This window comes from Rahnella sp. PD12R, assembly GCF_019200965.1.
GTDB classification, from domain to species: Bacteria; Pseudomonadota; Gammaproteobacteria; order Enterobacterales; family Enterobacteriaceae; genus Rahnella; species Rahnella laticis.
This window is the reverse complement of sequence record NZ_JAHTMS010000022.1, coordinates 1-20,658: the sequence shown is the minus strand read 5'-3', so window position 1 is coordinate 20,658 and position 20,658 is coordinate 1. Positions and strand designations below refer to the sequence as shown.

General features: G+C 48.3%; 37 protein-coding genes and 1 pseudogene. 4 read left to right on the top strand and 34 right to left on the bottom strand.

The window, feature by feature from the left end:
* Nucleotides 1-36 precede the first annotated feature (36 nt).
* The 3 genes from rsmB (at nt 37) to mscL (ending at nt 3,304) form a co-directional block, all read left to right on the top strand.
* Nucleotides 37-1,326, top strand: a complete 1,290-nt coding sequence (gene rsmB / locus KWG64_RS24890) for a 16S rRNA (cytosine(967)-C(5))-methyltransferase RsmB (protein WP_218523423.1) — start codon at nt 37-39, stop codon at nt 1,324-1,326.
* A gap of 60 nt (nt 1,327-1,386) precedes the next feature.
* The gene (gene trkA / locus KWG64_RS24885; RefSeq protein ID WP_101080129.1) at nt 1,387-2,763 is read left to right on the top strand and encodes a Trk system potassium transporter TrkA; all 1,377 of its coding nucleotides are present in this window, start codon (nt 1,387-1,389) and stop codon (nt 2,761-2,763) included.
* A 124-nt stretch (nt 2,764-2,887) separates the two neighbouring features.
* Complete coding sequence (mscL, locus tag KWG64_RS24880; RefSeq protein WP_101080130.1) at nt 2,888-3,304, top strand: large-conductance mechanosensitive channel protein MscL; 417 nt, start codon at nt 2,888-2,890, stop codon at nt 3,302-3,304.
* Nucleotides 3,305-3,334: 30 nt separating this feature from the next.
* Here mscL and KWG64_RS24875 read toward each other — a convergent pair whose 3' ends face one another.
* From KWG64_RS24875 to rpsJ, 31 genes are all read right to left on the bottom strand, one after another.
* On the bottom strand, nt 3,335-3,535 hold the full coding sequence (locus KWG64_RS24875) for an alternative ribosome-rescue factor A (RefSeq protein WP_218523430.1): 201 nt from the start codon (nt 3,533-3,535) through the stop codon (nt 3,335-3,337).
* 100 nt (nt 3,536-3,635) lie between these two features.
* Nucleotides 3,636-4,052, bottom strand: coding sequence for a Zn(2+)-responsive transcriptional regulator (gene zntR, locus KWG64_RS24870; RefSeq protein WP_218523422.1), 417 nt, complete (start codon nt 4,050-4,052; stop codon nt 3,636-3,638).
* A gap of 2 nt (nt 4,053-4,054) precedes the next feature.
* Nucleotides 4,055-4,423 carry a DUF1992 domain-containing protein gene (locus KWG64_RS24865; protein WP_218523421.1) on the bottom strand — a complete coding sequence of 123 codons (369 nt, stop codon included), beginning with the start codon at nt 4,421-4,423 and terminating at the stop codon, nt 4,055-4,057.
* A gap of 164 nt (nt 4,424-4,587) precedes the next feature.
* Nucleotides 4,588-4,977 (bottom strand): 50S ribosomal protein L17, encoded by a 390-nt coding sequence (gene rplQ, locus KWG64_RS24860; RefSeq protein ID WP_034793661.1) that lies wholly within the window; start codon nt 4,975-4,977, stop codon nt 4,588-4,590.
* Nucleotides 4,978-5,017: 40 nt separating this feature from the next.
* Entirely contained in the window at nt 5,018-6,007 is a 990-nt protein-coding gene (rpoA, locus tag KWG64_RS24855; protein ID WP_002919219.1) for a DNA-directed RNA polymerase subunit alpha, read from the bottom strand.
* Between the two features lie 25 nt (nt 6,008-6,032).
* Nucleotides 6,033-6,653 carry a 30S ribosomal protein S4 gene (gene rpsD / locus KWG64_RS24850; protein ID WP_095923750.1) on the bottom strand — a complete coding sequence of 207 codons (621 nt, stop codon included), beginning with the start codon at nt 6,651-6,653 and terminating at the stop codon, nt 6,033-6,035.
* 32 nt (nt 6,654-6,685) lie between these two features.
* Nucleotides 6,686-7,075 carry a 30S ribosomal protein S11 gene (gene rpsK, locus KWG64_RS24845; RefSeq protein WP_004929731.1) on the bottom strand — a complete coding sequence of 130 codons (390 nt, stop codon included), beginning with the start codon at nt 7,073-7,075 and terminating at the stop codon, nt 6,686-6,688.
* Nucleotides 7,076-7,092: 17 nt separating this feature from the next.
* Nucleotides 7,093-7,449 carry a 30S ribosomal protein S13 gene (rpsM, locus tag KWG64_RS24840; protein WP_013573704.1) on the bottom strand — a complete coding sequence of 119 codons (357 nt, stop codon included), beginning with the start codon at nt 7,447-7,449 and terminating at the stop codon, nt 7,093-7,095.
* 148 nt (nt 7,450-7,597) lie between these two features.
* The gene (rpmJ, locus tag KWG64_RS24835; RefSeq protein WP_012768118.1) at nt 7,598-7,714 is read right to left on the bottom strand and encodes a 50S ribosomal protein L36; all 117 of its coding nucleotides are present in this window, start codon (nt 7,712-7,714) and stop codon (nt 7,598-7,600) included.
* A gap of 33 nt (nt 7,715-7,747) precedes the next feature.
* The gene (secY, locus tag KWG64_RS24830; protein ID WP_034793668.1) at nt 7,748-9,079 is read right to left on the bottom strand and encodes a preprotein translocase subunit SecY; all 1,332 of its coding nucleotides are present in this window, start codon (nt 9,077-9,079) and stop codon (nt 7,748-7,750) included.
* Nucleotides 9,080-9,086: 7 nt separating this feature from the next.
* Nucleotides 9,087-9,521 (bottom strand): 50S ribosomal protein L15, encoded by a 435-nt coding sequence (gene rplO, locus KWG64_RS24825; protein ID WP_013573702.1) that lies wholly within the window; start codon nt 9,519-9,521, stop codon nt 9,087-9,089.
* 3 nt (nt 9,522-9,524) lie between these two features.
* On the bottom strand, nt 9,525-9,704 hold the full coding sequence (gene rpmD, locus KWG64_RS24820) for a 50S ribosomal protein L30 (protein ID WP_101080134.1): 180 nt from the start codon (nt 9,702-9,704) through the stop codon (nt 9,525-9,527).
* A gap of 6 nt (nt 9,705-9,710) precedes the next feature.
* The gene (gene rpsE / locus KWG64_RS24815; RefSeq protein WP_101080135.1) at nt 9,711-10,211 is read right to left on the bottom strand and encodes a 30S ribosomal protein S5; all 501 of its coding nucleotides are present in this window, start codon (nt 10,209-10,211) and stop codon (nt 9,711-9,713) included.
* Nucleotides 10,212-10,225: 14 nt separating this feature from the next.
* Nucleotides 10,226-10,579 carry a 50S ribosomal protein L18 gene (gene rplR, locus KWG64_RS24810; RefSeq protein WP_013573699.1) on the bottom strand — a complete coding sequence of 118 codons (354 nt, stop codon included), beginning with the start codon at nt 10,577-10,579 and terminating at the stop codon, nt 10,226-10,228.
* A 9-nt stretch (nt 10,580-10,588) separates the two neighbouring features.
* The gene (rplF, locus tag KWG64_RS24805) at nt 10,589-11,122 is read right to left on the bottom strand and encodes a 50S ribosomal protein L6 (RefSeq protein WP_013573698.1); all 534 of its coding nucleotides are present in this window, start codon (nt 11,120-11,122) and stop codon (nt 10,589-10,591) included.
* 13 nt (nt 11,123-11,135) lie between these two features.
* On the bottom strand, nt 11,136-11,528 hold the full coding sequence (rpsH, locus tag KWG64_RS24800) for a 30S ribosomal protein S8 (protein WP_104923581.1): 393 nt from the start codon (nt 11,526-11,528) through the stop codon (nt 11,136-11,138).
* A 33-nt stretch (nt 11,529-11,561) separates the two neighbouring features.
* A complete protein-coding gene (rpsN, locus tag KWG64_RS24795; protein ID WP_013573696.1) occupies nt 11,562-11,867 on the bottom strand; it encodes a 30S ribosomal protein S14 in 306 nt (101 codons plus the stop codon).
* 13 nt (nt 11,868-11,880) lie between these two features.
* Nucleotides 11,881-12,420, bottom strand: coding sequence for a 50S ribosomal protein L5 (gene rplE / locus KWG64_RS24790; RefSeq protein ID WP_013573695.1), 540 nt, complete (start codon nt 12,418-12,420; stop codon nt 11,881-11,883).
* 14 nt (nt 12,421-12,434) lie between these two features.
* Nucleotides 12,435-12,749 (bottom strand): 50S ribosomal protein L24, encoded by a 315-nt coding sequence (gene rplX, locus KWG64_RS24785; protein WP_013573694.1) that lies wholly within the window; start codon nt 12,747-12,749, stop codon nt 12,435-12,437.
* Between the two features lie 10 nt (nt 12,750-12,759).
* Nucleotides 12,760-13,131, bottom strand: a complete 372-nt coding sequence (gene rplN / locus KWG64_RS24780; RefSeq protein WP_008457164.1) for a 50S ribosomal protein L14 — start codon at nt 13,129-13,131, stop codon at nt 12,760-12,762.
* A 170-nt stretch (nt 13,132-13,301) separates the two neighbouring features.
* Nucleotides 13,302-13,556: a 30S ribosomal protein S17 gene (rpsQ, locus tag KWG64_RS24775; protein ID WP_014333604.1), complete on the bottom strand. Its 255-nt coding sequence runs from the start codon at nt 13,554-13,556 to the stop codon at nt 13,302-13,304.
* Nucleotides 13,556-13,747 (bottom strand): 50S ribosomal protein L29, encoded by a 192-nt coding sequence (rpmC, locus tag KWG64_RS24770; protein ID WP_013573692.1) that lies wholly within the window; start codon nt 13,745-13,747, stop codon nt 13,556-13,558. Before rpmC ends, rpsQ begins: the two co-directional genes overlap by 1 nt.
* On the bottom strand, nt 13,747-14,157 hold the full coding sequence (gene rplP, locus KWG64_RS24765; protein ID WP_009639183.1) for a 50S ribosomal protein L16: 411 nt from the start codon (nt 14,155-14,157) through the stop codon (nt 13,747-13,749). The genes rpmC and rplP overlap by 1 nt, the downstream gene beginning before the upstream one ends.
* Nucleotides 14,158-14,169: 12 nt before the next feature.
* Nucleotides 14,170-14,868, bottom strand: a complete 699-nt coding sequence (gene rpsC / locus KWG64_RS24760) for a 30S ribosomal protein S3 (RefSeq protein WP_004956187.1) — start codon at nt 14,866-14,868, stop codon at nt 14,170-14,172.
* A gap of 17 nt (nt 14,869-14,885) precedes the next feature.
* Entirely contained in the window at nt 14,886-15,218 is a 333-nt protein-coding gene (gene rplV, locus KWG64_RS24755; protein WP_004391423.1) for a 50S ribosomal protein L22, read from the bottom strand.
* Nucleotides 15,219-15,232: 14 nt separating this feature from the next.
* Nucleotides 15,233-15,511 (bottom strand): 30S ribosomal protein S19, encoded by a 279-nt coding sequence (gene rpsS, locus KWG64_RS24750; protein WP_004929772.1) that lies wholly within the window; start codon nt 15,509-15,511, stop codon nt 15,233-15,235.
* A gap of 14 nt (nt 15,512-15,525) precedes the next feature.
* Nucleotides 15,526-16,350 carry a 50S ribosomal protein L2 gene (gene rplB / locus KWG64_RS24745; protein ID WP_152327227.1) on the bottom strand — a complete coding sequence of 275 codons (825 nt, stop codon included), beginning with the start codon at nt 16,348-16,350 and terminating at the stop codon, nt 15,526-15,528.
* 18 nt (nt 16,351-16,368) lie between these two features.
* A complete protein-coding gene (rplW, locus tag KWG64_RS24740) occupies nt 16,369-16,671 on the bottom strand; it encodes a 50S ribosomal protein L23 (protein WP_013573689.1) in 303 nt (100 codons plus the stop codon).
* Nucleotides 16,668-17,273, bottom strand: coding sequence for a 50S ribosomal protein L4 (gene rplD, locus KWG64_RS24735; RefSeq protein WP_013573688.1), 606 nt, complete (start codon nt 17,271-17,273; stop codon nt 16,668-16,670). Before rplD ends, rplW begins: the two co-directional genes overlap by 4 nt.
* 16 nt (nt 17,274-17,289) lie before the next feature.
* Complete coding sequence (rplC, locus tag KWG64_RS24730; RefSeq protein ID WP_013573687.1) at nt 17,290-17,919, bottom strand: 50S ribosomal protein L3; 630 nt, start codon at nt 17,917-17,919, stop codon at nt 17,290-17,292.
* Nucleotides 17,920-17,952: 33 nt separating this feature from the next.
* Nucleotides 17,953-18,264, bottom strand: a complete 312-nt coding sequence (gene rpsJ, locus KWG64_RS24725; protein WP_009639175.1) for a 30S ribosomal protein S10 — start codon at nt 18,262-18,264, stop codon at nt 17,953-17,955.
* A gap of 437 nt (nt 18,265-18,701) precedes the next feature.
* On the opposite strand from rpsJ, the gene KWG64_RS25795 reads away from it, so the two are divergent.
* Nucleotides 18,702-19,514: an A24 family peptidase gene (locus KWG64_RS25795; RefSeq protein WP_255562296.1), complete on the top strand. Its 813-nt coding sequence runs from the start codon at nt 18,702-18,704 to the stop codon at nt 19,512-19,514.
* 9 nt (nt 19,515-19,523) lie between these two features.
* Here the strand turns inward: KWG64_RS25795 and bfr are convergent, their stop codons facing one another.
* From bfr to tuf, 3 genes and pseudogenes are all read right to left on the bottom strand, one after another.
* Nucleotides 19,524-20,003 (bottom strand): bacterioferritin, encoded by a 480-nt coding sequence (gene bfr / locus KWG64_RS24715; RefSeq protein ID WP_101080138.1) that lies wholly within the window; start codon nt 20,001-20,003, stop codon nt 19,524-19,526.
* Nucleotides 20,004-20,088: 85 nt separating this feature from the next.
* Complete coding sequence (bfd, locus tag KWG64_RS24710; protein WP_056778102.1) at nt 20,089-20,283, bottom strand: bacterioferritin-associated ferredoxin; 195 nt, start codon at nt 20,281-20,283, stop codon at nt 20,089-20,091.
* Between the two features lie 146 nt (nt 20,284-20,429).
* A pseudogene (gene tuf / locus KWG64_RS24705) lies at nt 20,430-20,658 on the bottom strand (elongation factor Tu); the annotation flags it as partial.

The following is a 20,658-nucleotide window of genomic DNA, read 5'->3' as shown; positions in this document are numbered from 1 at the left end:
TTTCTGATAATGCTGATCCATTCAGCCATTTGAACAATGAAAACAGCCTATAATCTTCGTAGTATTGCAGCTCAAGCCATCAGTCAGGTTTTAGACAAAGGCCTGTCTTTGTCGACGGTCCTTCCCGGTTTGCAGAAAAATATTTCAGAAAAAGATCGCGGATTGTTGCAAGAATTATGTTTCGGCACGCTGAGGGTATTGCCTCAGCTCGAGTGGTGCCTGCAACAACTCATGGCAAAACCGTTGACGGGAAAGCAACGGACACTGCATTACTTACTGATGGTTGGTCTGTATCAGCTAATTCATACGCGTATTCCCGCTCACGCAGTGTTGGCAGAAACTGTTGATGGTGCTGTGGCACTAAAGCGCCCTCAGCTAAAAGGTCTGATCAACGGCGTTCTTCGTCAGTTCCAGCGTCAGCAGGAAGAATTACTGCAACGTATGGCCAATAACGACAGCCGCTATCTCCATCCGAGCTGGCTTCTTAATCGTCTGAAGAAAGCCTATCCCGACGCCTGGGAAAGCATTGTTGATGCGAACAATCAAAGACCGCCTATGTGGCTACGCGTAAACCGCATACACAATACCCGCGACGATTATCTTCTATTGTTGAATGAAGCGCAGATTGAAGCCGTTCCACATCCTGAATATTCCGATGCACTGCGTCTGATCACGCCTTGTCAGGTCAGTCTGCTCCCAGGATTTTCCGAAGGATGGGTGACGGTTCAGGACGCTTCTGCACAAGGCAGCGTTGATCTGCTGGATCCGCAGGATGGCGAGATGATCCTTGATTTGTGCTGCGCGCCTGGCGGTAAAACAACCCACATATTGGAAGCAGCGCCTAAGTCTCATGTGATGGCTGTGGACGTGGATGAACAACGCCTGAAGCGTGTTCATGAGAATCTGCAGCGTTTAAAACTTAATGCGGAAGTGAAGCAAGGCGATGGGCGTGAGCCACAAGCTTGGGCGGGCGAGCGTATCTTTGACCGCATTCTGCTGGATGCGCCGTGTTCGGCGACCGGCGTTATCCGCCGGCATCCCGACATAAAGTGGCTACGCAGAGACAGCGATATTACTGAGCTGGCGGGCTTGCAAAAAGAGATCCTGGAAGCCGTCTGGCCGCGCCTCAAAAGCAAGGGTGTAATGGTTTACGCAACATGCTCAGTTTTGCCCGAAGAAAATTGCCTGCAAATAGCGGAATTTCTTAAATCTCACCCGGATGCGACGCTGGTTGAGACAGGCACGACGGAAAAACCAGGCAGGCAAAACCTTCCGCACGCCGAAGATGGCGATGGATTCTATTACGCTAAACTGATCAAAAGCTGATTGTTTACTATTAATGCTACTTACTCAGGCTGAAATCTTCGAAGCCAAGCAGAGAGTCATATGAAAATAATAATTCTCGGTGCCGGACAGGTTGGTGGAACACTCGCTGAAAATCTGGTGGGTGAAAACAACGACATTACCGTTGTCGATACCAACACCGTTCGGTTACGTCAGCTTCAGGACAAATTTGACCTGCGCGTTGTGCAGGGACATGGCTCTCACCCACGTGTACTCCGCGAGGCCGGAGCTGAAGATGCCGATATGTTGGTGGCTGTGACTAATTCTGACGAAACCAACATGGTGGCATGTCAAATTGCGTATTCACTTTTCAATACCCCAAACCGCATCGCACGCATCCGCTCCACGGAATACATCCGTGAATCCGAAAAGCTTTTCCATCCAGAAGCTGTGCCGATTGACCATCTGATTTCGCCTGAGCAATTAGTTACCGATTACATCTACAAATTAATCGAGTATCCGGGCGCATTACAGGTTGTGAACTTTGCAGAAGGGAAAGTGAGCATTGCCGCGGTGAAAGCCTATTATGGCGGCCCTCTGGTAGGTAATGCGCTCTCTTCAATGCGTGAACATATGCCGCACATCGAAACTCGCGTTGCGGCAATTTTCCGCCAGGACCGTCCGATTCGTCCGCAGGGCTCAACCATTATCGAAGCCGGTGATGAAGTGTTCTTTGTAGCCGCCTCTCAGCACATCCGTGCGGTTATGAGCGAACTTCAACGGCTGGAAAAACCGTATAAGCGGATCATGATTGTCGGCGGCGGCAATGTGGGTGCCGGGCTGGCTCAGAAGCTTGAGAAGAATTACAGCGTAAAACTGATCGAACGCGATCAGCAGCGTGCAGCTGAACTGGCCGAGTTGCTGCAGGACACGATCGTCTTCTACGGCGATGCTTCTGATCAGGAGTTGTTAGCGGAAGAACATATCGAACAAGTCGATGTGTTTATTGCGATTACCAATGATGATGAAGCAAATATTATGTCGGCGATGCTTGCAAAGCGTATGGGTGCCAAAAAAGCGATGGTTCTCATTCAGCGCAGCGCGTATGTGGACCTGGTGCAAGGAAGCGTGATTGATATTGCGATTTCACCTCAGCAGGCAACGATTTCAGCACTGCTTGGACACGTCAGAAAAGCAGATATCGTCAGCGTTTCGTCATTACGCCGTGGTGTAGCCGAAGCTATTGAGGCGATTGCACATGGCGATGAGACAACCTCTAAAGTTGTTGGTCGTACGGTAGAGCAAATTAAATTGCCGCCAGGTACGACTATCGGCGCGATCGTCCGTGGGAATGACGTCATCATTGCTAATGGAAACAGCAGGATCCAACAAGGTGATCATGTGGTGATGTTCATTACAGATAAGAAATTTGTCAGGGATGTGGAACGTTTGTTCCAACCTAGCCCGTTCTTCTTATAAATTTATGAATTGCCGATAATATATGGCGTTAAGCAGGATTCAGTAGAGAACTTTTGTAGCGAAGACGCGACAAATGGTCTTTACTTGGTTGGACACATTTGATGAATTTGCCAAGGAGTATTTTATGAGTTTTATGAAAGAGTTTCGTGAATTTGCCATGCGTGGCAACGTGGTCGACCTTGCCGTCGGTGTAATCATTGGTGCAGCCTTCGGCAAGATAGTGTCATCATTTGTTGCTGATATTATTATGCCACCGCTGGGTTTACTCATTGGTGGAGTCGATTTCAAGCAATTCGCTTTTGTACTCAGAGACGCACAAGGAACGGTGCCGGCAGTCGTAATGCATTACGGTGTGTTTATCCAAAATATTTTTGATTTCGTCATTGTTGCTTTGGCAATCTTCTGCGCAATCACTCTGATGAACAAAATGCGCCGTAAACAGGAAGATGTTCCTGCGGCACCACCGAAACCGACTGCGGAAGAAACTTTGCTGGCAGAAATTCGTGATCTGCTTAAAGAGCAGCAAACACCGAGATTGTAACAAAGAAGAAAGTTGCTGTTGCTTTCAGTTTTATAAGGGCAGTGTTGAATATTCGATTAAACGCTCAACACTGCCCTTCATATAATTCCCTTTCCCATTTTTTTCTTTTCTACGATAACTTCCCTTACCCTTTAGATTCTTTTCAATGCGCTGCTTAAACAGTGGATCATGAAGAAGAGCCTGCAAGGCATTATCCTGAATGGTCCCCTTTTGGTGCTTATATTGAGTCATAACTCCCTCGTTCTTTAGAAATGCAACATGGCTAAATTGCCAGCGCATAATACTGCGTTTAATTTCCAACCGGTAGCACTTTTCAAAGTGCTTGAGCAGATTAAATCACTTTTCCTGCCCCATCTTCAAGCGCCTCTAATATTGAACAACTCTCACTGGTATGCGCAGAACCACAGCAGGCAGCACTCAATCTTTTCAACGATTCACGCATCCGGGTGAGCTCTTGTAATTTGAGCTCAACCTCAGCCAGACGCTCATCAACGATAGACTTTGATTCCTGACATGTATGATGTTCAGGATCGACCCGAATCGAAAGCAATTCTTTAATTGCTTCAAGCGTAAACCCGGTAGATTTTGCATACCGAATGAAACGCAACCGTTGTAAGTCGTTTTCATCATATTGACGATAACCGGAGGTAGTTCGTAAACCCGCTGCCATCATTTCCTGTTTTTCATAATAACGAACAGTATCCGTAGAGACCCCCGCCAAAGCAGCTAGCTCACCAATTTTATACATATTCACTCACCTCTAAATTTATCCTTGAGCGTATCTTTGTAGCGCCCATGAAGAAAATCGATATTCATTCCCGCTTGCTGCAAACGCAGTTGGAGCACTTTGAGACGCTTTTCAACAACTGAAAACTGAGGATCCTCTCGCGTTAGAACATGAAGCATATGATCTAATTCGATCGCTTCTTTTCGGTCCTGTAGCTCAGGAGGCAAATAACCTGCGTTTTTAAGAATGCGATAAGCGGTTCTTAGCTCTTCAGGAATGCCGTTGTCATCATCGAGTATAAGAGGGCGGCCAGCTCCCGGAAGATTATCAAACTCACCATTTTCCCGGGCCTCTTTAATGTGTTTTTCAACCCACTGGTCGATCAGAAACATGATTTTTGCCTCAGCCAAACGGTTAGCTTCACAACTTTAAGGCAGCATAGCGCGGAAAGAAGAGAAATTCAGGATGAATGGTGCCGGAGGTGACGAAATTTAAAGCATCAAAATTTAGACGTAAAAAAACCGGGCAGAGCCCGGCTTTTTCATGCATCTACAGATTATTCAGCAGTTGCTACTTCTGCTTGTGACTCTGCACGATCAACGAGCTCGATGTAAGCCATCGGCGCATTGTCGCCTGCACGGAAACCACACTTCAGAATGCGAGTGTAACCACCGGCACGGCTCGCGAAACGCGGGCCCAGTTCATTAAACAGTTTTGCCACGATCTCGTTATCACGAGTACGGGCGAATGCCAGACGACGATTTGCAACGTTGTCGGTCTTGGCAAGAGTAATCAGCGGCTCAACAACGCGACGCAGCTCTTTCGCTTTCGGCAGGGTCGTCTTGATGATCTCATGACGAACCAAAGAGCCGGCCATGTTACGGAACATAGCCTGTCGGTGGCTGCTGTTACGGTTCAGTTGACGACCACTCTTACGATGGCGCATGACCTTATCCTTCTCAGTAAAACCTTAACCTGTGATCCGGTTACTCGTCAGCAATACTTGCTGGTGGCCAGTTTTCCAGGCGCATGCCCAGAGACAAACCACGGGACGCAAGTACGTCTTTGATCTCAGTAAGAGATTTTTTACCCAGGTTAGGTGTTTTAAGTAACTCAACCTCGGTACGCTGTACCAGATCACCGATGTAGTGGATTGCTTCTGCCTTAAGGCAGTTAGCAGAGCGGACAGTCAATTCCAGATCGTCAACAGGGCGCAGCAGGATTGGATCGAATTCCGGCTTCTCTTCTTTGACTTCCGGTTGACGTACATCACGTAAATCAACGAAAGCTTCAAGTTGTTCAGCAAGAATGGTTGCCGCACGACGGATCGCCTCTTCAGGATCGATCGTACCGTTGGTTTCCATTTCGATAACCAGCTTGTCCAAATCAGTACGCTGTTCGACACGCGCTGCTTCAACATTGTAGGCAATTCGCTCTACAGGGCTGTAACATGCGTCTACTAACAGACGACCAATTGGGCGCTCATCTTCTTCCGAATGAATTCGGGCAGACGCCGGCACATAACCACGACCGCGCTGAACTTTGATACGCATGCTAATAGCAGCGTTCTCATCGGTCAGGTGGCAGATGACATGTTGCGGCTTGACGATTTCGACATCACCATCATGGGTAATGTCGGCTGCAGTCACAGGGCCAATGCCAGACTTATTCAGGGTAAGAATAACTTCATCTTTCCCTTGAACTCTCACCGCCAGCCCTTTCAGGTTGAGCAGGATCTCCAGGATATCTTCCTGTACGCCTTCTTTGGTGCTGTACTCATGCAGTACACCATCAATCTCAACCTCGGTCACCGCGCAACCCGGCATGGATGAAAGCAGAATACGGCGCAGTGCGTTGCCTAAAGTATGGCCAAAGCCACGTTCTAAAGGCTCAAGGGTCACCTTGGCGTGCGTCGAACTGACTTGCTCGATATCTACCAGGCGCGGTTTTAGAAACTCTGTCACAGAACCCTGCATTGTGTCCTCTCTTTGGTACTAAGCTTTACTTGGAGTAAAGCTCGACGATCAGGTGTTCGTTAATGTCGGAAGACAGATCAGTACGTTCAGGCATACGCTTGAACACACCTTCCATCTTAGCAGCATCAACTTCAAGCCAAGTCGGCTTTTCACGCTGTTCAGCCAACTCCAAAGCGGCCTTCACGCGAGATTGCTTTTTAGCTTTCTCACGGATGCTGACAACGTCATTCGGAGATACCTGATAAGAAGCGATGTTAACAACGCGACCGTTTACCATGATAGCTTTGTGGCTAACTAACTGGCGCGATTCCGCACGAGTAGCGCCGAAGCCCATACGATAAACAACGTTGTCCAAACGACCTTCAAGCAGTTGCAACAGGTTTGCACCGGTGTTGCCTTTCAGGCGTGCTGCTTCTTTGTAATAGTTACGGAACTGACGCTCCAGAACACCGTAGATACGGCGAACTTTTTGCTTTTCACGTAACTGTACACCGTAGTCAGACAGACGCGGTTTACGCGCACCATGCTGACCAGGAGCTTGTTCAATTTTACACTTGGTATCGATCGCGCGAACGCCAGATTTAAGGAATAAATCTGTGCCCTCACGACGGCTAAGCTTGAGCTTAGGACCCAAATATCTTGCCATTTTCTCTCTCCAACAAACCTAAAAAAGCAGCGTTATACGCGGCGCTTTTTCGGCGGACGACAACCGTTATGAGGGATAGGAGTCACATCAGTAATATTAGTGATGCGGAAACCAGCCGCGTTTAATGCGCGGATAGTAGACTCACGACCAGGACCAGGTCCTTTAACCATAACTTCCAGATTCTTGATACCGTATTCTTTCACTGCGTCAGCGCAGCGCTCTGCTGCAACCTGAGCTGCGAACGGAGTGGATTTACGAGAACCACGGAAACCGGAACCACCAGCTGTTGCCCAACCCAAAGCATTACCCTGACGATCGGTAATGGTAACAATGGTGTTGTTGAAAGAAGCATGGATATGAGCCACGCCGTCAGAGACTTGTTTTCTTACACGTTTACGTGTACGAACAGGTGCCTTTGCCATTTATTCAATCACCCCGATTATTTCTTGATCGGTTTACGCGGACCCTTACGGGTACGTGCGTTAGTCTTGGTACGCTGACCGCGTACTGGAAGACCACGACGATGACGCAAACCACGATAAGTCCCAAGGTCCATAAGACGCTTGATGCTCAGGGTGACTTCACGACGCAGATCACCTTCAACAATGAACTTGGCAACTTCGTCACGCAGTTTTTCGATTTGCTCTTCAGACAGCTCACTGATCTTAACATTTTCAGCAATACCGGATGCAGCACAGATAGACTGTGAGCGGGTTTTGCCGATGCCGTAGATCGAAGTTAATGCGATCACGGTATGTTTCTGATCAGGAATGTTAATGCCTGCTATACGGGCCACTATGCACTCCTACTATTTATATACGGCAATACCATTCTGAAAAGCCCGTTTTCAGGATACTCAAATAGTATTGCTGCTTACATACAAAAGATTGGCTGGCTAATCTAGCCAGCTCAACCCAACTTTGCAAGAAAAATATGCGAGATAATCAGCCTTGACGCTGTTTATGCTTCGGTTCTGCGCTGCAGATTACGCGAACGATACCGTTACGCTTAACAATTTTGCAGTTACGACATAATTTCTTGACGGAAGCACGAACTTTCATTTTTACTCTCCGTAACTTCGCAAACGCACCAGATTAGCGGTTATAGCCTTTCAGGTTTGCTTTCTTCAATGCAGACTCATACTGACTTGACATCATCAGAGTTTGCACTTGAGCCATAAAGTCCATAATGACAACGACTACAATTAGTAGTGAAGTACCACCAAAGTAGAATGGAACTTTCATCGCGTCACGCATGAACTCCGGGATAAGGCAGATGAAAGTAATATACATCGCACCGATTAAGGTTAAGCGAGTCATTACTTTATCGATGTACTTCGCCGTTTGCTCTCCCGGACGAATTCCTGGTACAAATGCACCGGACTTCTTCAGGTTATCTGCTGTCTCACGCGGGTTGAACACCAACGCAGTATAAAAGAAACAGAAGAAGATGATTGCAGTCGCATAGAGTAACACATAAAGCGGTTGTCCAGGCTGCAAATACAGCGAAATCGTAGTCAGCCAGTTCCAACCAGTTCCGCCCCCGAACCATGATGCAATCGTGGCAGGGAACAGAATAATGCTGGAAGCGAAGATTGCTGGGATAACCCCGGCCATATTCACTTTCAACGGTAAGTGCGTGCTCTGTGCTGCATAGACACGACGACCCTGTTGACGCTTGGCGTAGTTAACGACGATACGACGTTGACCACGTTCTACAAACACAACAAAGAAAGTCACTGCAAACACTAAAACTGCAACCAACAGCAACAGGAGGAAGTGCAGGTCGCCTTGCCGAGCTTGTTCGATAGTATGGGCAACTGCTGGCGGAAGACCCGCTACGATACCGGCAAAAATAATGATCGAAATACCGTTACCGATACCTCGTTCAGTAATTTGTTCACCCAGCCACATCAGGAACATTGTCCCGGTAACCAGACTCACAACTGCAGTAAAGTAGAATGCGAAGCCTGGGTTTAACACCAGGCCTTGCATACCAGGCATGTTCGGCAAACCGGTAGCAATACCGATAGACTGAAACACTGCCAATACCAGCGTACCGTAACGGGTGTACTGGCTAATCTTACGACGGCCAGCCTCCCCTTCTTTCTTAATTTCCGCCAACGCTGGATGAACCACCGTTAACAACTGGATAATGATCGATGCCGAAATGTACGGCATGATCCCCAGAGCAAAGATTGAAGCACGGCTGAGAGCACCACCAGAGAACATATTAAACATTTCAATGATGGTGCCTCTTTGCTGCTCGAGCAATTTGGCAAGTACAGTGGCATCAATACCAGGGATCGGAATAAAAGAGCCGATACGGAAAACAATCAGCGCACCGATAACAAACAAAAGTCTGCGCTTCAGTTCGCCTAGTCCACCCTTGGCACTTTGAAAATCTAATCCCGGTTGCTTAGCCATCTGCTACTTATTCCTCAATTTTACCGCCAGCAGCTTCGATAGCAACACGAGCGCCTTTGGTGACACGCAAACCACGCAGAGTTACCGCACGACCAACTTCGCCTGAAAGGATTACTTTCGCGAACTCGATCTGGATACCAACTACGTTAGCGGCTTTCAGCGCGTTCAGGTCGATCACGTCGCCTTCCACCAGAGCCAGTTCAGACAGACGAACTTCTGCCGTGATCATAGCTTTGCGGGAGGTGAAGCCGAATTTCGGCAGACGACGATATAAAGGCATCTGACCACCTTCAAAACCGCGACGTACGCCACCGCCAGAACGTGAGTTCTGACCTTTGTGACCACGACCACCGGTTTTACCCAGGCCAGAACCAATACCACGACCTACACGCCTTGGCGCTTGTTTGGCACCATCAGCCGGAGACAGAGTATTTAAACGCATCTCTTACTCCTCAACCTTAACCATGTAGGAAACCAGGTTGATCATACCGCGTACAGCAGGAGTATCCTCGCGCTCTACGGTGTGACCAATACGACGCAGACCCAGACCAACCAGAGTAGCTTTATGCTTAGGCAGGCGGCCAATAGAACTGCGAGTTTGTGTAACTTTAATAGTCTTTGCCATGGTTAATTACCCCAGAATTTCTTCAACGGATTTACCACGCTTGGCAGCGACCATTTGTGGGGATTTCATATTTGCCAGAGCGTCGATAGTTGCACGAACCACGTTAATCGGGTTTGTAGAACCATAAGCTTTAGCCAATACGTTATGTACCCCTGCAACTTCCAGGACGGCGCGCATTGCACCACCGGCGATGATACCGGTACCTTCGGAAGCCGGCTGCATGAACACACGGGAACCCGTATGAGCACCTTTAACAGGATGCTGCAGGGTGCCGCTATTCAGCGCGACATTCAACATGTTGCGACGGGCTTTTTCCATCGCTTTCTGGATCGCTGCCGGAACTTCGCGTGCTTTGCCGTAGCCAAAACCAACGCGACCGTTACCATCACCAACTACTGTCAGTGCGGTAAAGCTGAAGATACGGCCACCTTTTACGGTTTTAGATACGCGGTTTACCGCGATCAGCTTTTCCTGCAGTTCGCCAGCTTGTTTTTCGATGTGAGCCATCTTAAACCTCTTCCTTAGAACTGAAGGCCAGCTTCACGGGCAGCATCTGCCAGTGCCTGGACTCGACCATGATATTGGAAACCGGAACGGTCAAAGGATACTTTCGTGATCCCTTTTTCCAATGCGCGTTCTGCGATAGCTTTACCTACAGCAGTGGCAGCATCTTTGTTGCCGGTATACTTCAGTTGCTCAGTGATAGTTTTTTCTACAGTAGATGCAGCAACTATGACTTCAGAACCGTTTGGTGCGATGACCTGTGCGTAAATATGACGCGGGGTACGATGTACCACCAGACGAGTCGCACCCAATTCTTTGAGCTTGCGGCGTGCGCGGGTCGCACGACGGATACGAGCAGATTTCTTATCCATAGTGTTACCTTACTTCTTCTTAGCCTCTTTGGTACGCACGACTTCGTCGGCGTAACGGACACCCTTGCCTTTATAAGGCTCAGGACGACGGTAGGCACGTAAATCCGCAGCAACCTGACCGATTACCTGCTTATCAGCGCCTTTCAGCACGATTTCAGTTTGGGTCGGACATTCTGCAGTAATGCCTTCCGGCAGTTGATGATCGACCGGGTGAGAGAAGCCTAAGGCTAAATTCACCACGTTGCCTTTAACAGCAGCACGATAACCAACACCTACCAGTTGAAGCTTTTTAGTGAAGCCGTCGGTAACACCTACAACCATAGAGTTCAACAGTGCACGAGTGGTACCCGCTTGGGCCCAACCATCTACAGCGCCTTCGCGTGGAGCGAAAGTCAGTGTATTTTCTTCCTGTTTAACAACTACAGCGTCATGGATAGTACGTGACAGCTCGCCGTTTTTACCCTTAATCGAAATAACCTGACCGTTGAGTTTAACCTCTACGCCGGCAGGAATGACGACGGGTGCTTTTGCAACACGAGACATTCTTTCCTCCCAATTAAGCTACGTAGCAGATAATCTCGCCACCAAGACCAGCCTGGCGAGCTGCACGATCGGTCATAACACCTTTAGAGGTAGAAATAACAGCAATACCCATACCAGCCATAACTTTAGGCAGCTCATCTTTTTTCTTGTAGATGCGCAGGCCTGGACGGCTGATACGTTGAATGCTTTCTACCACTGGGCTTCCCTGGAAGTACTTCAGTACTAATTCCAGTTCAGGTTTGGCGTCGCCTTCGATTTTAAATTCTTCAATATAGCCTTCTTCCTTCAGCACGTTGGCAATAGCCACTTTCAGCTTGGAGGAAGGCATGGTGACCGCAACTTTGTTCGCGGCTTGACCGTTACGGATACGGGTCAGCATATCCGCGATCGGATCTTGCATGCTCATCTGTCTTTACTCCCGTGATTCAATTGGTGACAATTACCAGCTAGCCTTTTTAAGACCCGGAATTTCACCGCGCATGGCGGCTTCACGGACCTTAATACGGCTCAACCCGAACTTCCGCAGGAAAGCATGCGGACGACCAGTTTGACGGCAGCGGTTACGCTGACGAGACGGGCTGGAATCACGCGGCAGAGACTGCAGCTTAAGAACTGCATCCCAACGATCTTCGTCGGATGAGTTCACACCAGAGATAATAGCTTTCAATTCCTCGCGTTTAGCGCGGTATTTATCAGCCAGTTTTACGCGAACGACTTCGCGTGCTTTCATGGATTGCTTAGCCATTAGTAACCCTGCCTTACTTGCGGAACGGGAAGTTAAAGGCTGTCAGCAATGCACGGCCTTCATCATCGGATTTCGCAGTAGTGGTGATAGTAATATCTAAACCACGAACGCGATCGACTTTATCATAATCGATTTCCGGGAAGATGATCTGTTCACGCACGCCCATGCTGTAGTTACCACGACCATCGAAAGACTTAGCAGACAAGCCGCGGAAGTCACGAATACGTGGAACAGCAATAGAGACCAGACGCTCAAAGAACTCCCACATGCGTTCGCCGCGGAGGGTTACTTTACAGCCGATCGGATAGCCCTGACGGATTTTGAAGCCTGCAACTGATTTGCGTGCTTTGGTGATCAGCGGTTTTTGACCGGAGATTGCTGCCAGGTCAGCTGCTGCGTTATCCAGCAGTTTCTTGTCAGCGATCGCTTCACCAACACCCATGTTCAGGGTGATCTTCTCGACCCGAGGGACTTGCATGACAGAATTGTAACCAAACTCAGCCATGAGTTTTTTTACGACATCGTCTTTGTAGTAATCATGCAGTTTCGCCATCGTACTACTCCAAATTACTTGATAGTTACGCTGTTAGACTTGAAGAAACGGACTTTTTTGCCGTCTTCGAATCTAAAGCCTACACGGTCCGCCTTGCCAGTAGCCGTGTTGAAGAGAGCAACGTTAGAAACCGGAATTGCAGCTTCTTTTTCAACGATGCCGCCTGGTTGATTCAGGGCCGGTACAGGCTTCTGATGTTTTTTAACCAGGTTGATACCTTCAACAATGACCTTGCCAGAAGACAGGACATTTTTTACTTTACCGCGCTTACCTTTATCTTTACCGGTAAGCAGGATAACTTCGTCATCACGACGGATTTTCGCTGCCATGGTTCGCTCCTTAGAGTACTTCTGGTGCCAGAGAGATAATTTTCATGAACTTCTCATTACGCAGTTCACGAGTTACCGGCCCAAAAATACGCGTGCCGATTGGCTGCTCGCTGTTATTGTTTAAAATAACGCATGCATTACCATCGAAGCGAATGACAGAACCGTCCGGGCGACGAACACCCTTCTTGGTGCGCACCACTACCGCCTTCAGCACATCGCCTTTCTTCACCTTACCGCGAGGAATTGCTTCCTTGATGGTAATTTTGATGATGTCGCCGACGCCTGCGTAGCGACGGTGCGAGCCACCTAGAACCTTGATACACATTACGCGACGTGCACCGGAGTTGTCGGCCACGGTCAGCATAGTCTGTTCTTGGATCATGTTAGTGCTCCGCTAATGTCAACTACAACTTTAGGACCCAGGATAGGTCGTTAAGAAATCCCCACAATATGAGGGCGCGGCATTATAACACCGGTTCCCGATTATGGGTAGAAAAAATAAACGGCCCACGTACATGAGCCGTTTATCTATTTTTGAGAGGCGCTACTGTATTACAGAATCGCTTTCTCTACAACGCGAACCAAGGTCCAAGACTTAGTCTTAGACAGTGGACGGCATTCGCTGATTTCTACAACGTCGCCGATACCACATTCATTGTTCTCGTCATGTACGTGCAATTTGGTCGTACGCTTGATGAATTTCCCGTAGATCGGGTGTTTCACCACACGTTCAATCGCAACAACGATGGATTTCTCCATTTTGTCACTGATTACACGACCCTGCAGAGTACGGATCTTGTCAGTCATTACGCACCCGCCTTTTCAGTCAGTAAAGTCTTCACACGTGCAACATCACGACGCACTTGTTTCAACAGGTGTGTTTGCTGCAACTGGCCACTTGCCGTTTGCATGCGCAGGTTAAACTGCTCACGCAAAAGGTTCAGCAGCTCAGTGTTCAGCTCTTCCACGCTTTTTTCGCGCAGCTCTTGTGCTTTCATTACATCACCGTCTTAGTTACAAAGGTGGTTTTGATAGGCAGTTTGGCTGCTGCCAGCTGGAAGGCTTCACGAGCCAGCTCTTCAGGCACACCGTCCATTTCGTACAGGACTTTACCAGGCTGAATCAAAGCAACCCAATACTCTACGTTGCCTTTACCTTTACCCATACGAACTTCGAGCGGTTTCTCGGTGATCGGTTTGTCCGGGAATACTCGGATCCAGATCTTACCTTGACGCTTAACTGCACGGGTCATCGCACGACGTGCTGCTTCAATTTGACGAGCAGTCAGACGACCACGGCCAACAGCTTTCAGACCGTAAGTGCCGAAGCTCACATCCGTACCTTGCGCAAGACCACGGTTGCGGCCCTTGTGCACCTTACGGAATTTTGTACGCTTTGGTTGTAACATCAGCGACTCTCCTTACTTGCGGCCTTTACGCTGCTGCTTTTTAGGTTGAGCAGCCGGTTCCGGTTGTTCAACTGCAGCCATACCACCCAGGATCTCACCTTTGAAGATCCATACCTTAACGCCGATTACACCATAAGTGGTGTGCGCTTCAGATGTGTTGTAATCGATATCCGCACGCAGAGTATGCAACGGAACACGACCTTCACGGTACCATTCGGTACGCGCGATTTCAGCACCGCCAAGGCGGCCGCTTACTTCAACTTTGATACCTTTAGCGCCAAGACGCATTGCGTTCTGTACAGCACGCTTCATAGCACGACGGAACATAACGCGACGTTCCAGCTGTGAAGTGATGCTGTCAGCAACCAATTTTGCGTCCAGTTCCGGTTTACGGACTTCGGCGATGTTAATCTGCGCAGGAACGCCAGCGATATCCGCTACGACCTTACGCAGTTTTTCGACATCTTCACCTTTCTTGCCGATAACGATGCCAGGACGAGCGGTGTGAATAGTCACACGGATGCTCTTCGCTGGACGCTCGATAACGATGCGAGAAACGGAAGCTTTCGCCAGTTCTTTAGTCAAGAATTGGCGAACTTTAAAGTCGCTGTCCAGGTTGTCAGCGAATTCTTTGGTATTCGCATACCAAGTAGAGTTCCAAGGTTTGACAATACCCAGGCGAATACCATTAGGATGTACTTTCTGACCCATTGCTAGTCTCCAGAGTCTCAGCGATCGGACACAACCACAGTGATGTGGCTGGTGCGCTTCAGAATGCGATCTGCACGACCTTTTGCACGAGGCATAATGCGCTTCATGCTTGGGCCTTCGTCTACGAAAATCTTCGTGACTTTCAGATCATCGATGTCAGCGCCATCGTTGTGTTCTGCGTTAGCAATGGCAGACTCCAGTACCTTCTTAACCAGACCAGCAGCTTTCTTGTTGGTGTAGGCCAGAGTTTCCAGAGCTTGCGACACTTTCTTACCGCGAATCAGGTCCGCAACAAGGCGAACCTTCTGAGCAGAAGAACGAGCGTGGCGATGTTTAGCGATAGTTTCCATCTCTTCCTCCTACCTTAGCGCTTTTTAGCTTTTTTATCAGCCGCATGGCCGCGATAAGTACGAGTCGGCGCGAATTCACCCAGTTTGTGACCGACCATTTCATCGGAAACAAATACTGGTACGTGCTGACGACCATTATGGACAGCGATGGTCAAACCGATCATGTTAGGAAAGATCGTTGAACGACGGGACCAAGTGCGCAAAGGCTTCTTGTCACCGCTTTCCACCGCTTTCTCTACCTTCTTCAGCAAGTGCAGGTCAATAAAAGGACCTTTCTTGAGAGAACGTGGCATGGCTTATCCTCTAATTATTTTTTGCTACGGCGACGTACAATGAATTTATCAGTACGCTTGTTGCTACGGGTCTTCTTACCTTTGGTTTGAACGCCCCACGGAGTTACCGGGTGCTTACCAAAGTTACGACCTTCACCACCACCGTGTGGGTGATCGACTGGGTTCATCGCAGTACCGCGAACGGTAGGACGAATACCACGCCAACGAGCAGCACCTGCTTTACCCAGAACGCGAAGCATATGTTCAGAGTTACCGACTTCACCTAAGGTGGCGCGGCAATCAACTTGAACTTTACGCATTTCGCCAGAGCGCAGACGCAGAGTTACGTAGGAACCGTCACGAGCAACGATCTGAACGTAGGCACCGGCTGAACGAGCCATCTGGCCGCCTTTACCTGGTTTCATTTCTACGTTGTGGACCGTTGAACCTACTGGGATGTTGCGCATAGGCAGGGCGTTACCTGTCTTGATTGCAGCATCAACACCAGATTGGATCTGGTCACCCACTTTCAGGCCTTTCGGCGCCAGGATATAACGGCGTTCGCCGTCTTTGTACAGAACCAGCGCGATGTTCGCGGAACGGTTCGGATCGTACTCCAGACGCTCAACCACTGCAGCGATACCATCTTTGTTGCGTTTGAAGTCAACCAGACGATAATGCTGTTTGTGGCCACCACCGATATGACGGGTGGTGATACGGCCATTGTTGTTACGGCCACCGCTTTTGCTCAGTTTTTCAAGCAGCGGGGCAAAAGGTTTACCCTTGTGCAGCTCAGGGTTAACCACTTTAACAACGTGGCGACGACCCGGAGATGTAGGTTTACATTTAACAATTGCCATTGTTCTTACTCCTCCGACTTACTCAGCGCCGCTGATGAAGTCCAGATTCTGGCCTTCTTTCAGGGTGACGTAAGCTTTTTTCCAGTCGCTACGACGACCAACACGCTGACCGTGACGTTTAACTTTGCCTTTAACCAGCAAGGTGTTCACATCTTCGACTTCGACTTCAAACAGTTTCGAAACCGCAGCTTTGATTTCTGCTTTAGTCGCGTCTTTGGCAACTTTGAGAACGATGGTGTTGTTCTTTTCCATCGCAGTAGAAGCTTTTTCAGAAACGTGCGGCGCGCGCAGCACTTTCAGCAGACGTTCTTCACGAATCATGCCAGCATCTCCTCAACTTGCTTCACAGCGTCAGCAGTCATAACCACTTTGTCGAAGGCGATCAGGCTTACTGGATCGATACCTGCTACATCGCGAACGTCAACCTTGTACAGGTTACGTGCGGCCAGGAACAGATTCTCGTCGACTTCGCCAGTTACAATCAGCACGTCTTCCAGAGCCATGTCTTTCAGTTTCTGTGCCAGCAGCTTAGTTTTAGGCGCTTCTACAGAGAACGTCTCGACAACGATCAAACGATCTTGACGTACCAGTTCGGACAGGATGCTTTTCAGCGCGCCGCGGTACATCTTTTTATTTACTTTTTGACTGTGGTCCTGTGGCTTGGCAGCGAAGGTTACACCACCGGAACGCCAGATCGGGCTCTTTACAGAACCTGAACGCGCACGGCCAGTACCTTTCTGACGCCAAGGTTTTTTACCGGAACCAGTTACTTCAGCACGGGTCTTCTGAGCACGAGTACCTTGACGGGCACCTGCTGCATAAGCAACAACGACCTGGTGTACCAGCGCTTCATTGAAATCACGCCCGAAGGTAGTTTCGGAAACAGTCAGCGCGCTCTGCGCGTCTTTCACTACTAATTCCATTCCTATCTCCTCGACGTTAAGCCTTAACAGCAGGTTTAACGATCAGGTTGCCACCGGTAGCACCCGGAACAGCACCCTTGACCAGCAGCAGGTTGCGCTCAGCGTCAACACGTACTACGTCCAGGCTTTGAACGGTTACACGCTCGTTACCCAGTTGGCCTGCCATTTTCTTGCCTTTGAACACTTTGCCCGGAGTCTGGTTCTGACCGATAGAACCCGGAACACGGTGAGACAAGGAGTTACCGTGGGTAGCGTCTTGGGTACGGAAATTCCAGCGCTTAACTGTGCCAGCAAAACCTTTACCTTTAGAAGTACCGGTAACATCAACTTTCTTAACGTCTGCGAAAATTTCAACGCTAATGTTTTGACCTGCAGTAAACTCTTCACCTTCTGCAAGGCGGAATTCCCACAGACCGCGGCCAGCTTCAACGCCAGCTTTAGCGAAGTGACCCGCTTCTGGTTTGGTTACACGGTTAGCTTTTTTGCTACCAGTAGTAACCTGCACAGCACGGTAACCATCGTTGTCCAGGTCTTTGACCTGAGTAACGCGGTTTGCTTCAATTTCGATAACGGTTACAGGGATAGAAACGCCATCTTCTGTGAAGATACGAGTCATACCCACTTTCTTACCGACTAAACCAATCATTGTTTCAACCTCTCAATCGCTCAATGACCCTGATTAACCCAGGCTGATCTGCACGTCTACACCAGCAGCCAGATCCAGACGCATCAGAGCATCAACGGTTTTCTCGGTTGGCTCAACGATGTCAACCAGACGCTTGTGAGTGCGAATCTCATACTGATCGCGCGCATCTTTATTGACGTGCGGAGAAATCAGGATGGTAAAGCGCTCTTTGCGGGTCGGCAGCGGGATTGGACCACGAACTTGCGCACCAGTGCGCTTCGCAGTCTCAACGATTTCCGCAGTTGATTGATCGATCAGACGATGATCAAACGCTTTCAGGCGGATACGGATTCTTTGGTTCTGCATGAGACCAGAGCTCCAATTATTTTAAACGTAAATGATTACTCCTCATACCCATTTCGATTGATGGGAGAGTGTAATCGTTCTTAACATAACCCCCATATCGGGAGTATTGTCGACCGGCAAGTAAACTTATCGGCCAGCTGATTCTTATCGAATCAGACTTACCAAGATTAGGTAAGCCCGCGCATTATACGTAAACAGGGAGAATAAGCAACAGTCATTACCAAATGAACTGCTTTTATTTTGCACTAACGTCAACTCGTTCCATCACCTGAGTTTTATCTGCATTTATTGACGAGCTGTATTACAACTGGATGAGATATCAACATCTTGTTTCGGTCTTGATTAATAATGAATTCAGTAGGCCATTGTCTCTTCAGGCGCCAATATCATCCGTCATAAAAGGTGTTATGACTTTGACTTAGTTCCGGGGACATTCTTTGTACTATACAATTTTATCAAACGGCCCGTTTCAGGGAGTCGCCCATTCTGTAGCTGCTTTCATCGGCTTTTTAGCCGGTATGCTGCTCAACGTCGTAGTCACCCGATTTATTCTAAAGTTTGCTTCAGACTCGTCAGAGACTCCTGTGCTTCCGTTCGATCTGCCCGATGTCCCTTATGCGAGGCGCTCTGATGAGCCCGGTTTATACCCGAAATCTCTATTACTTAGACAGATGAGTTTTCGAAGGCCCAGCCTTTATTACCGGAGCCAGCTTTCATACCGCTCCCTTTTTGTCATCGGGAGCTGCGCGCTCATGTTTTTGGGTATGTCCTTTCTCTTCGATAATCCTATGTCGTGGCTGGTGGTTTGTCTGTTTTCTTATTTTCTCTTCGCATTGAGTGTTATCGACGTTTCAACATTCATTTTACCGGATGCCTTAACACTGCCGTTACTGTGGCTCGGTCTGATGTTAAGTGCACTTGGTTATGGCGTCCCCGTTGAGTCTGCTATTTTTGGCGCAGTTTCGGGCTATCTGTCTCTTTGGTCTCTTTATTGGTGTTTGAGGTTTGTGATGAAGAAAGAGGGGATGGGTTTTGGTGATTTTAAATTACTGGCGGCGATAGGCGCCTGGTCAGGCTGGGAGGCATTACCTGCTGTATGTACGCTGGCTGCATTGATCGGTATTTTTTATGCCATCGTTTGGGGTCGGATTTTCCGACAAGGTAGTTTGATTCCTTTTGGCCCTGCCCTTTCATTATCCGGACTTCTAATCTATATCAGCCAGAGGAATGATATTGTCTGGCTGATGTAATCGGTACTGCTATTGAGATGCTTCTTTGAGCTGGGACTGGATGTAGTTTTGTAACCCAATACGGCCGATCAATTCGATCTCAGTTTCAAGCCAGTCAATATGATGTTCTTCGTCTGCAAGAATAGTAATCATTAAATCCCGGCTGACATAATCATGGACTGAATCAGCGTAAGCAATCCCTTCTCTCAGGTCTTTGGCCCCATCAAGTTCAAGTACTAAATCTGACTTCAGCATTTCTTCAACATCTTCGCCAATGTTGAGCTTTCCGAGATCTTGCAGGTTAGGGATGCCTTCGAGGAAAAGTATGCGTTCAATGTAAATATCGGCATGTTTCATTTCGTCGATAGACTCATGATACTCGATACCATTCAGGCGCATTAAGCCCCAGTTTTTGAACATTCGGGCGTGCAGAAAATACTGGTTAATTGCAACCAGCTCATTTCCAAGAAGTTTGTTGAGATGAGCAATGACTTTTTTATCGCCTTTCATAGGTAACTCCTCCGTTCCGGTATCTAAAGCGTAGATCCGGTACAGAGTAAGTCAAAAAAAAGGCACACTTTTTAACGAAGTATTTTTACGCGATGTTTTTGAACTCTGGGATTTGTTGTAATTCATCTTCCATTATCTGTCGTGCAGCCCGCACACATTTGCCACACTGTGTTCCTACTGGAACAAAATTTCTGAGCTGTTGAAAAGTTTGTGGCTGGTAACGCCTGACGGCCTGTCTGATCGTTTTATCACTGACTGAATTACATAAACACACGTACATATAAACCACACTTCGTTTAAATCTTAGACTAACTGTAAATGAGAATGGTTATTATTGCAAATCTTGTTTATCCCTTTTCTGTCACAAAATTTTGAAAATAAAAAAGGGTGCCGAGGCACCCTTTTTTTGCTCTTAATTATCAGCGATTAAGCGATAACTTTAGCAACAACACCAGCGCCTACAGTACGGCCGCCTTCACGGATTGCGAAACGCAGACCGTCATCCATCGCGATTGGGTGGATCAAGGTAACAACCATTTTGATGTTGTCGCCTGGCATTACCATTTCAACGCCTTCTGGCAGTTCGATGGTACCGGTCACGTCAGTTGTACGGAAGTAGAACTGTGGACGGTAGCCTTTGAAGAATGGAGTATGA

Coding starts and splice junctions, on each gene's coding strand:
- KWG64_RS24875 (WP_218523430.1), bottom strand. CDS start 3,535: ATGACTCAATATAAGCACCAAAAGGGGACCATTCAGGATAATGCCTTG.
- rpsE (WP_101080135.1), bottom strand. CDS start 10,211: ATGGCTCACATCGAAAAACAAGCTGGCGAACTGCAGGAAAAGCTGATC.
- rplO (WP_013573702.1), bottom strand. CDS start 9,521: ATGCGTTTAAATACTCTGTCTCCGGCTGATGGTGCCAAACAAGCGCCA.
- bfr (WP_101080138.1), bottom strand. CDS start 20,003: ATGAAAGGCGATAAAAAAGTCATTGCTCATCTCAACAAACTTCTTGGA.
- rplN (WP_008457164.1), bottom strand. CDS start 13,131: ATGATCCAAGAACAGACTATGCTGACCGTGGCCGACAACTCCGGTGCA.
- rpoA (WP_002919219.1), bottom strand. CDS start 6,007: ATGCAGGGTTCTGTGACAGAGTTTCTAAAACCGCGCCTGGTAGATATC.
- rplD (WP_013573688.1), bottom strand. CDS start 17,273: ATGGAATTAGTAGTGAAAGACGCGCAGAGCGCGCTGACTGTTTCCGAA.
- rsmB (WP_218523423.1), top strand. CDS start 37: ATGAAAACAGCCTATAATCTTCGTAGTATTGCAGCTCAAGCCATCAGT.
- rpmD (WP_101080134.1), bottom strand. CDS start 9,704: ATGGCAAAGACTATTAAAGTTACACAAACTCGCAGTTCTATTGGCCGC.
- rplE (WP_013573695.1), bottom strand. CDS start 12,420: ATGGCGAAACTGCATGATTACTACAAAGACGATGTCGTAAAAAAACTC.
- bfd (WP_056778102.1), bottom strand. CDS start 20,283: ATGTACGTGTGTTTATGTAATTCAGTCAGTGATAAAACGATCAGACAG.
- rpsS (WP_004929772.1), bottom strand. CDS start 15,511: ATGCCACGTTCTCTCAAGAAAGGTCCTTTTATTGACCTGCACTTGCTG.
- rpsD (WP_095923750.1), bottom strand. CDS start 6,653: ATGGCAAGATATTTGGGTCCTAAGCTCAAGCTTAGCCGTCGTGAGGGC.
- secY (WP_034793668.1), bottom strand. CDS start 9,079: ATGGCTAAGCAACCGGGATTAGATTTTCAAAGTGCCAAGGGTGGACTA.
- rplC (WP_013573687.1), bottom strand. CDS start 17,919: ATGATTGGTTTAGTCGGTAAGAAAGTGGGTATGACTCGTATCTTCACA.
- rplB (WP_152327227.1), bottom strand. CDS start 16,350: ATGGCAATTGTTAAATGTAAACCTACATCTCCGGGTCGTCGCCACGTT.
- KWG64_RS24865 (WP_218523421.1), bottom strand. CDS start 4,423: ATGTTTCTGATCGACCAGTGGGTTGAAAAACACATTAAAGAGGCCCGG.
- rpsN (WP_013573696.1), bottom strand. CDS start 11,867: ATGGCTAAGCAATCCATGAAAGCACGCGAAGTCGTTCGCGTAAAACTG.
- rplP (WP_009639183.1), bottom strand. CDS start 14,157: ATGTTACAACCAAAGCGTACAAAATTCCGTAAGGTGCACAAGGGCCGC.
- rplV (WP_004391423.1), bottom strand. CDS start 15,218: ATGGAAACTATCGCTAAACATCGCCACGCTCGTTCTTCTGCTCAGAAG.
- rplX (WP_013573694.1), bottom strand. CDS start 12,749: ATGGCAGCGAAAATCCGTCGTGATGACGAAGTTATCCTGCTTACCGGT.
- rplQ (WP_034793661.1), bottom strand. CDS start 4,977: ATGCGCCATCGTAAGAGTGGTCGTCAACTGAACCGTAACAGCAGCCAC.
- mscL (WP_101080130.1), top strand. CDS start 2,888: ATGAGTTTTATGAAAGAGTTTCGTGAATTTGCCATGCGTGGCAACGTG.
- rpsC (WP_004956187.1), bottom strand. CDS start 14,868: ATGGGTCAGAAAGTACATCCTAATGGTATTCGCCTGGGTATTGTCAAA.
- rplF (WP_013573698.1), bottom strand. CDS start 11,122: ATGTCTCGTGTTGCAAAAGCACCCGTCGTCATTCCTGCCGGCGTAGAG.
- rpsH (WP_104923581.1), bottom strand. CDS start 11,528: ATGAGCATGCAAGATCCGATCGCGGATATGCTGACCCGTATCCGTAAC.
- rpmC (WP_013573692.1), bottom strand. CDS start 13,747: ATGAAAGCACAAGAGCTGCGCGAAAAAAGCGTGGAAGAGCTGAACACT.
- rpmJ (WP_012768118.1), bottom strand. CDS start 7,714: ATGAAAGTTCGTGCTTCCGTCAAGAAATTATGTCGTAACTGCAAAATT.
- rplR (WP_013573699.1), bottom strand. CDS start 10,579: ATGGATAAGAAATCTGCTCGTATCCGTCGTGCGACCCGCGCACGCCGC.
- trkA (WP_101080129.1), top strand. CDS start 1,387: ATGAAAATAATAATTCTCGGTGCCGGACAGGTTGGTGGAACACTCGCT.
- zntR (WP_218523422.1), bottom strand. CDS start 4,052: ATGTATAAAATTGGTGAGCTAGCTGCTTTGGCGGGGGTCTCTACGGAT.
- rplW (WP_013573689.1), bottom strand. CDS start 16,671: ATGATTCGTGAAGAACGTCTGCTGAAAGTGCTGCGCGCGCCGCACGTT.
- rpsJ (WP_009639175.1), bottom strand. CDS start 18,264: ATGCAGAACCAAAGAATCCGTATCCGCCTGAAAGCGTTTGATCATCGT.
- rpsK (WP_004929731.1), bottom strand. CDS start 7,075: ATGGCAAAGGCACCTGTTCGTACACGTAAACGTGTAAGAAAACAAGTC.
- rpsQ (WP_014333604.1), bottom strand. CDS start 13,556: ATGACTGACAAGATCCGTACTCTGCAGGGTCGTGTAATCAGTGACAAA.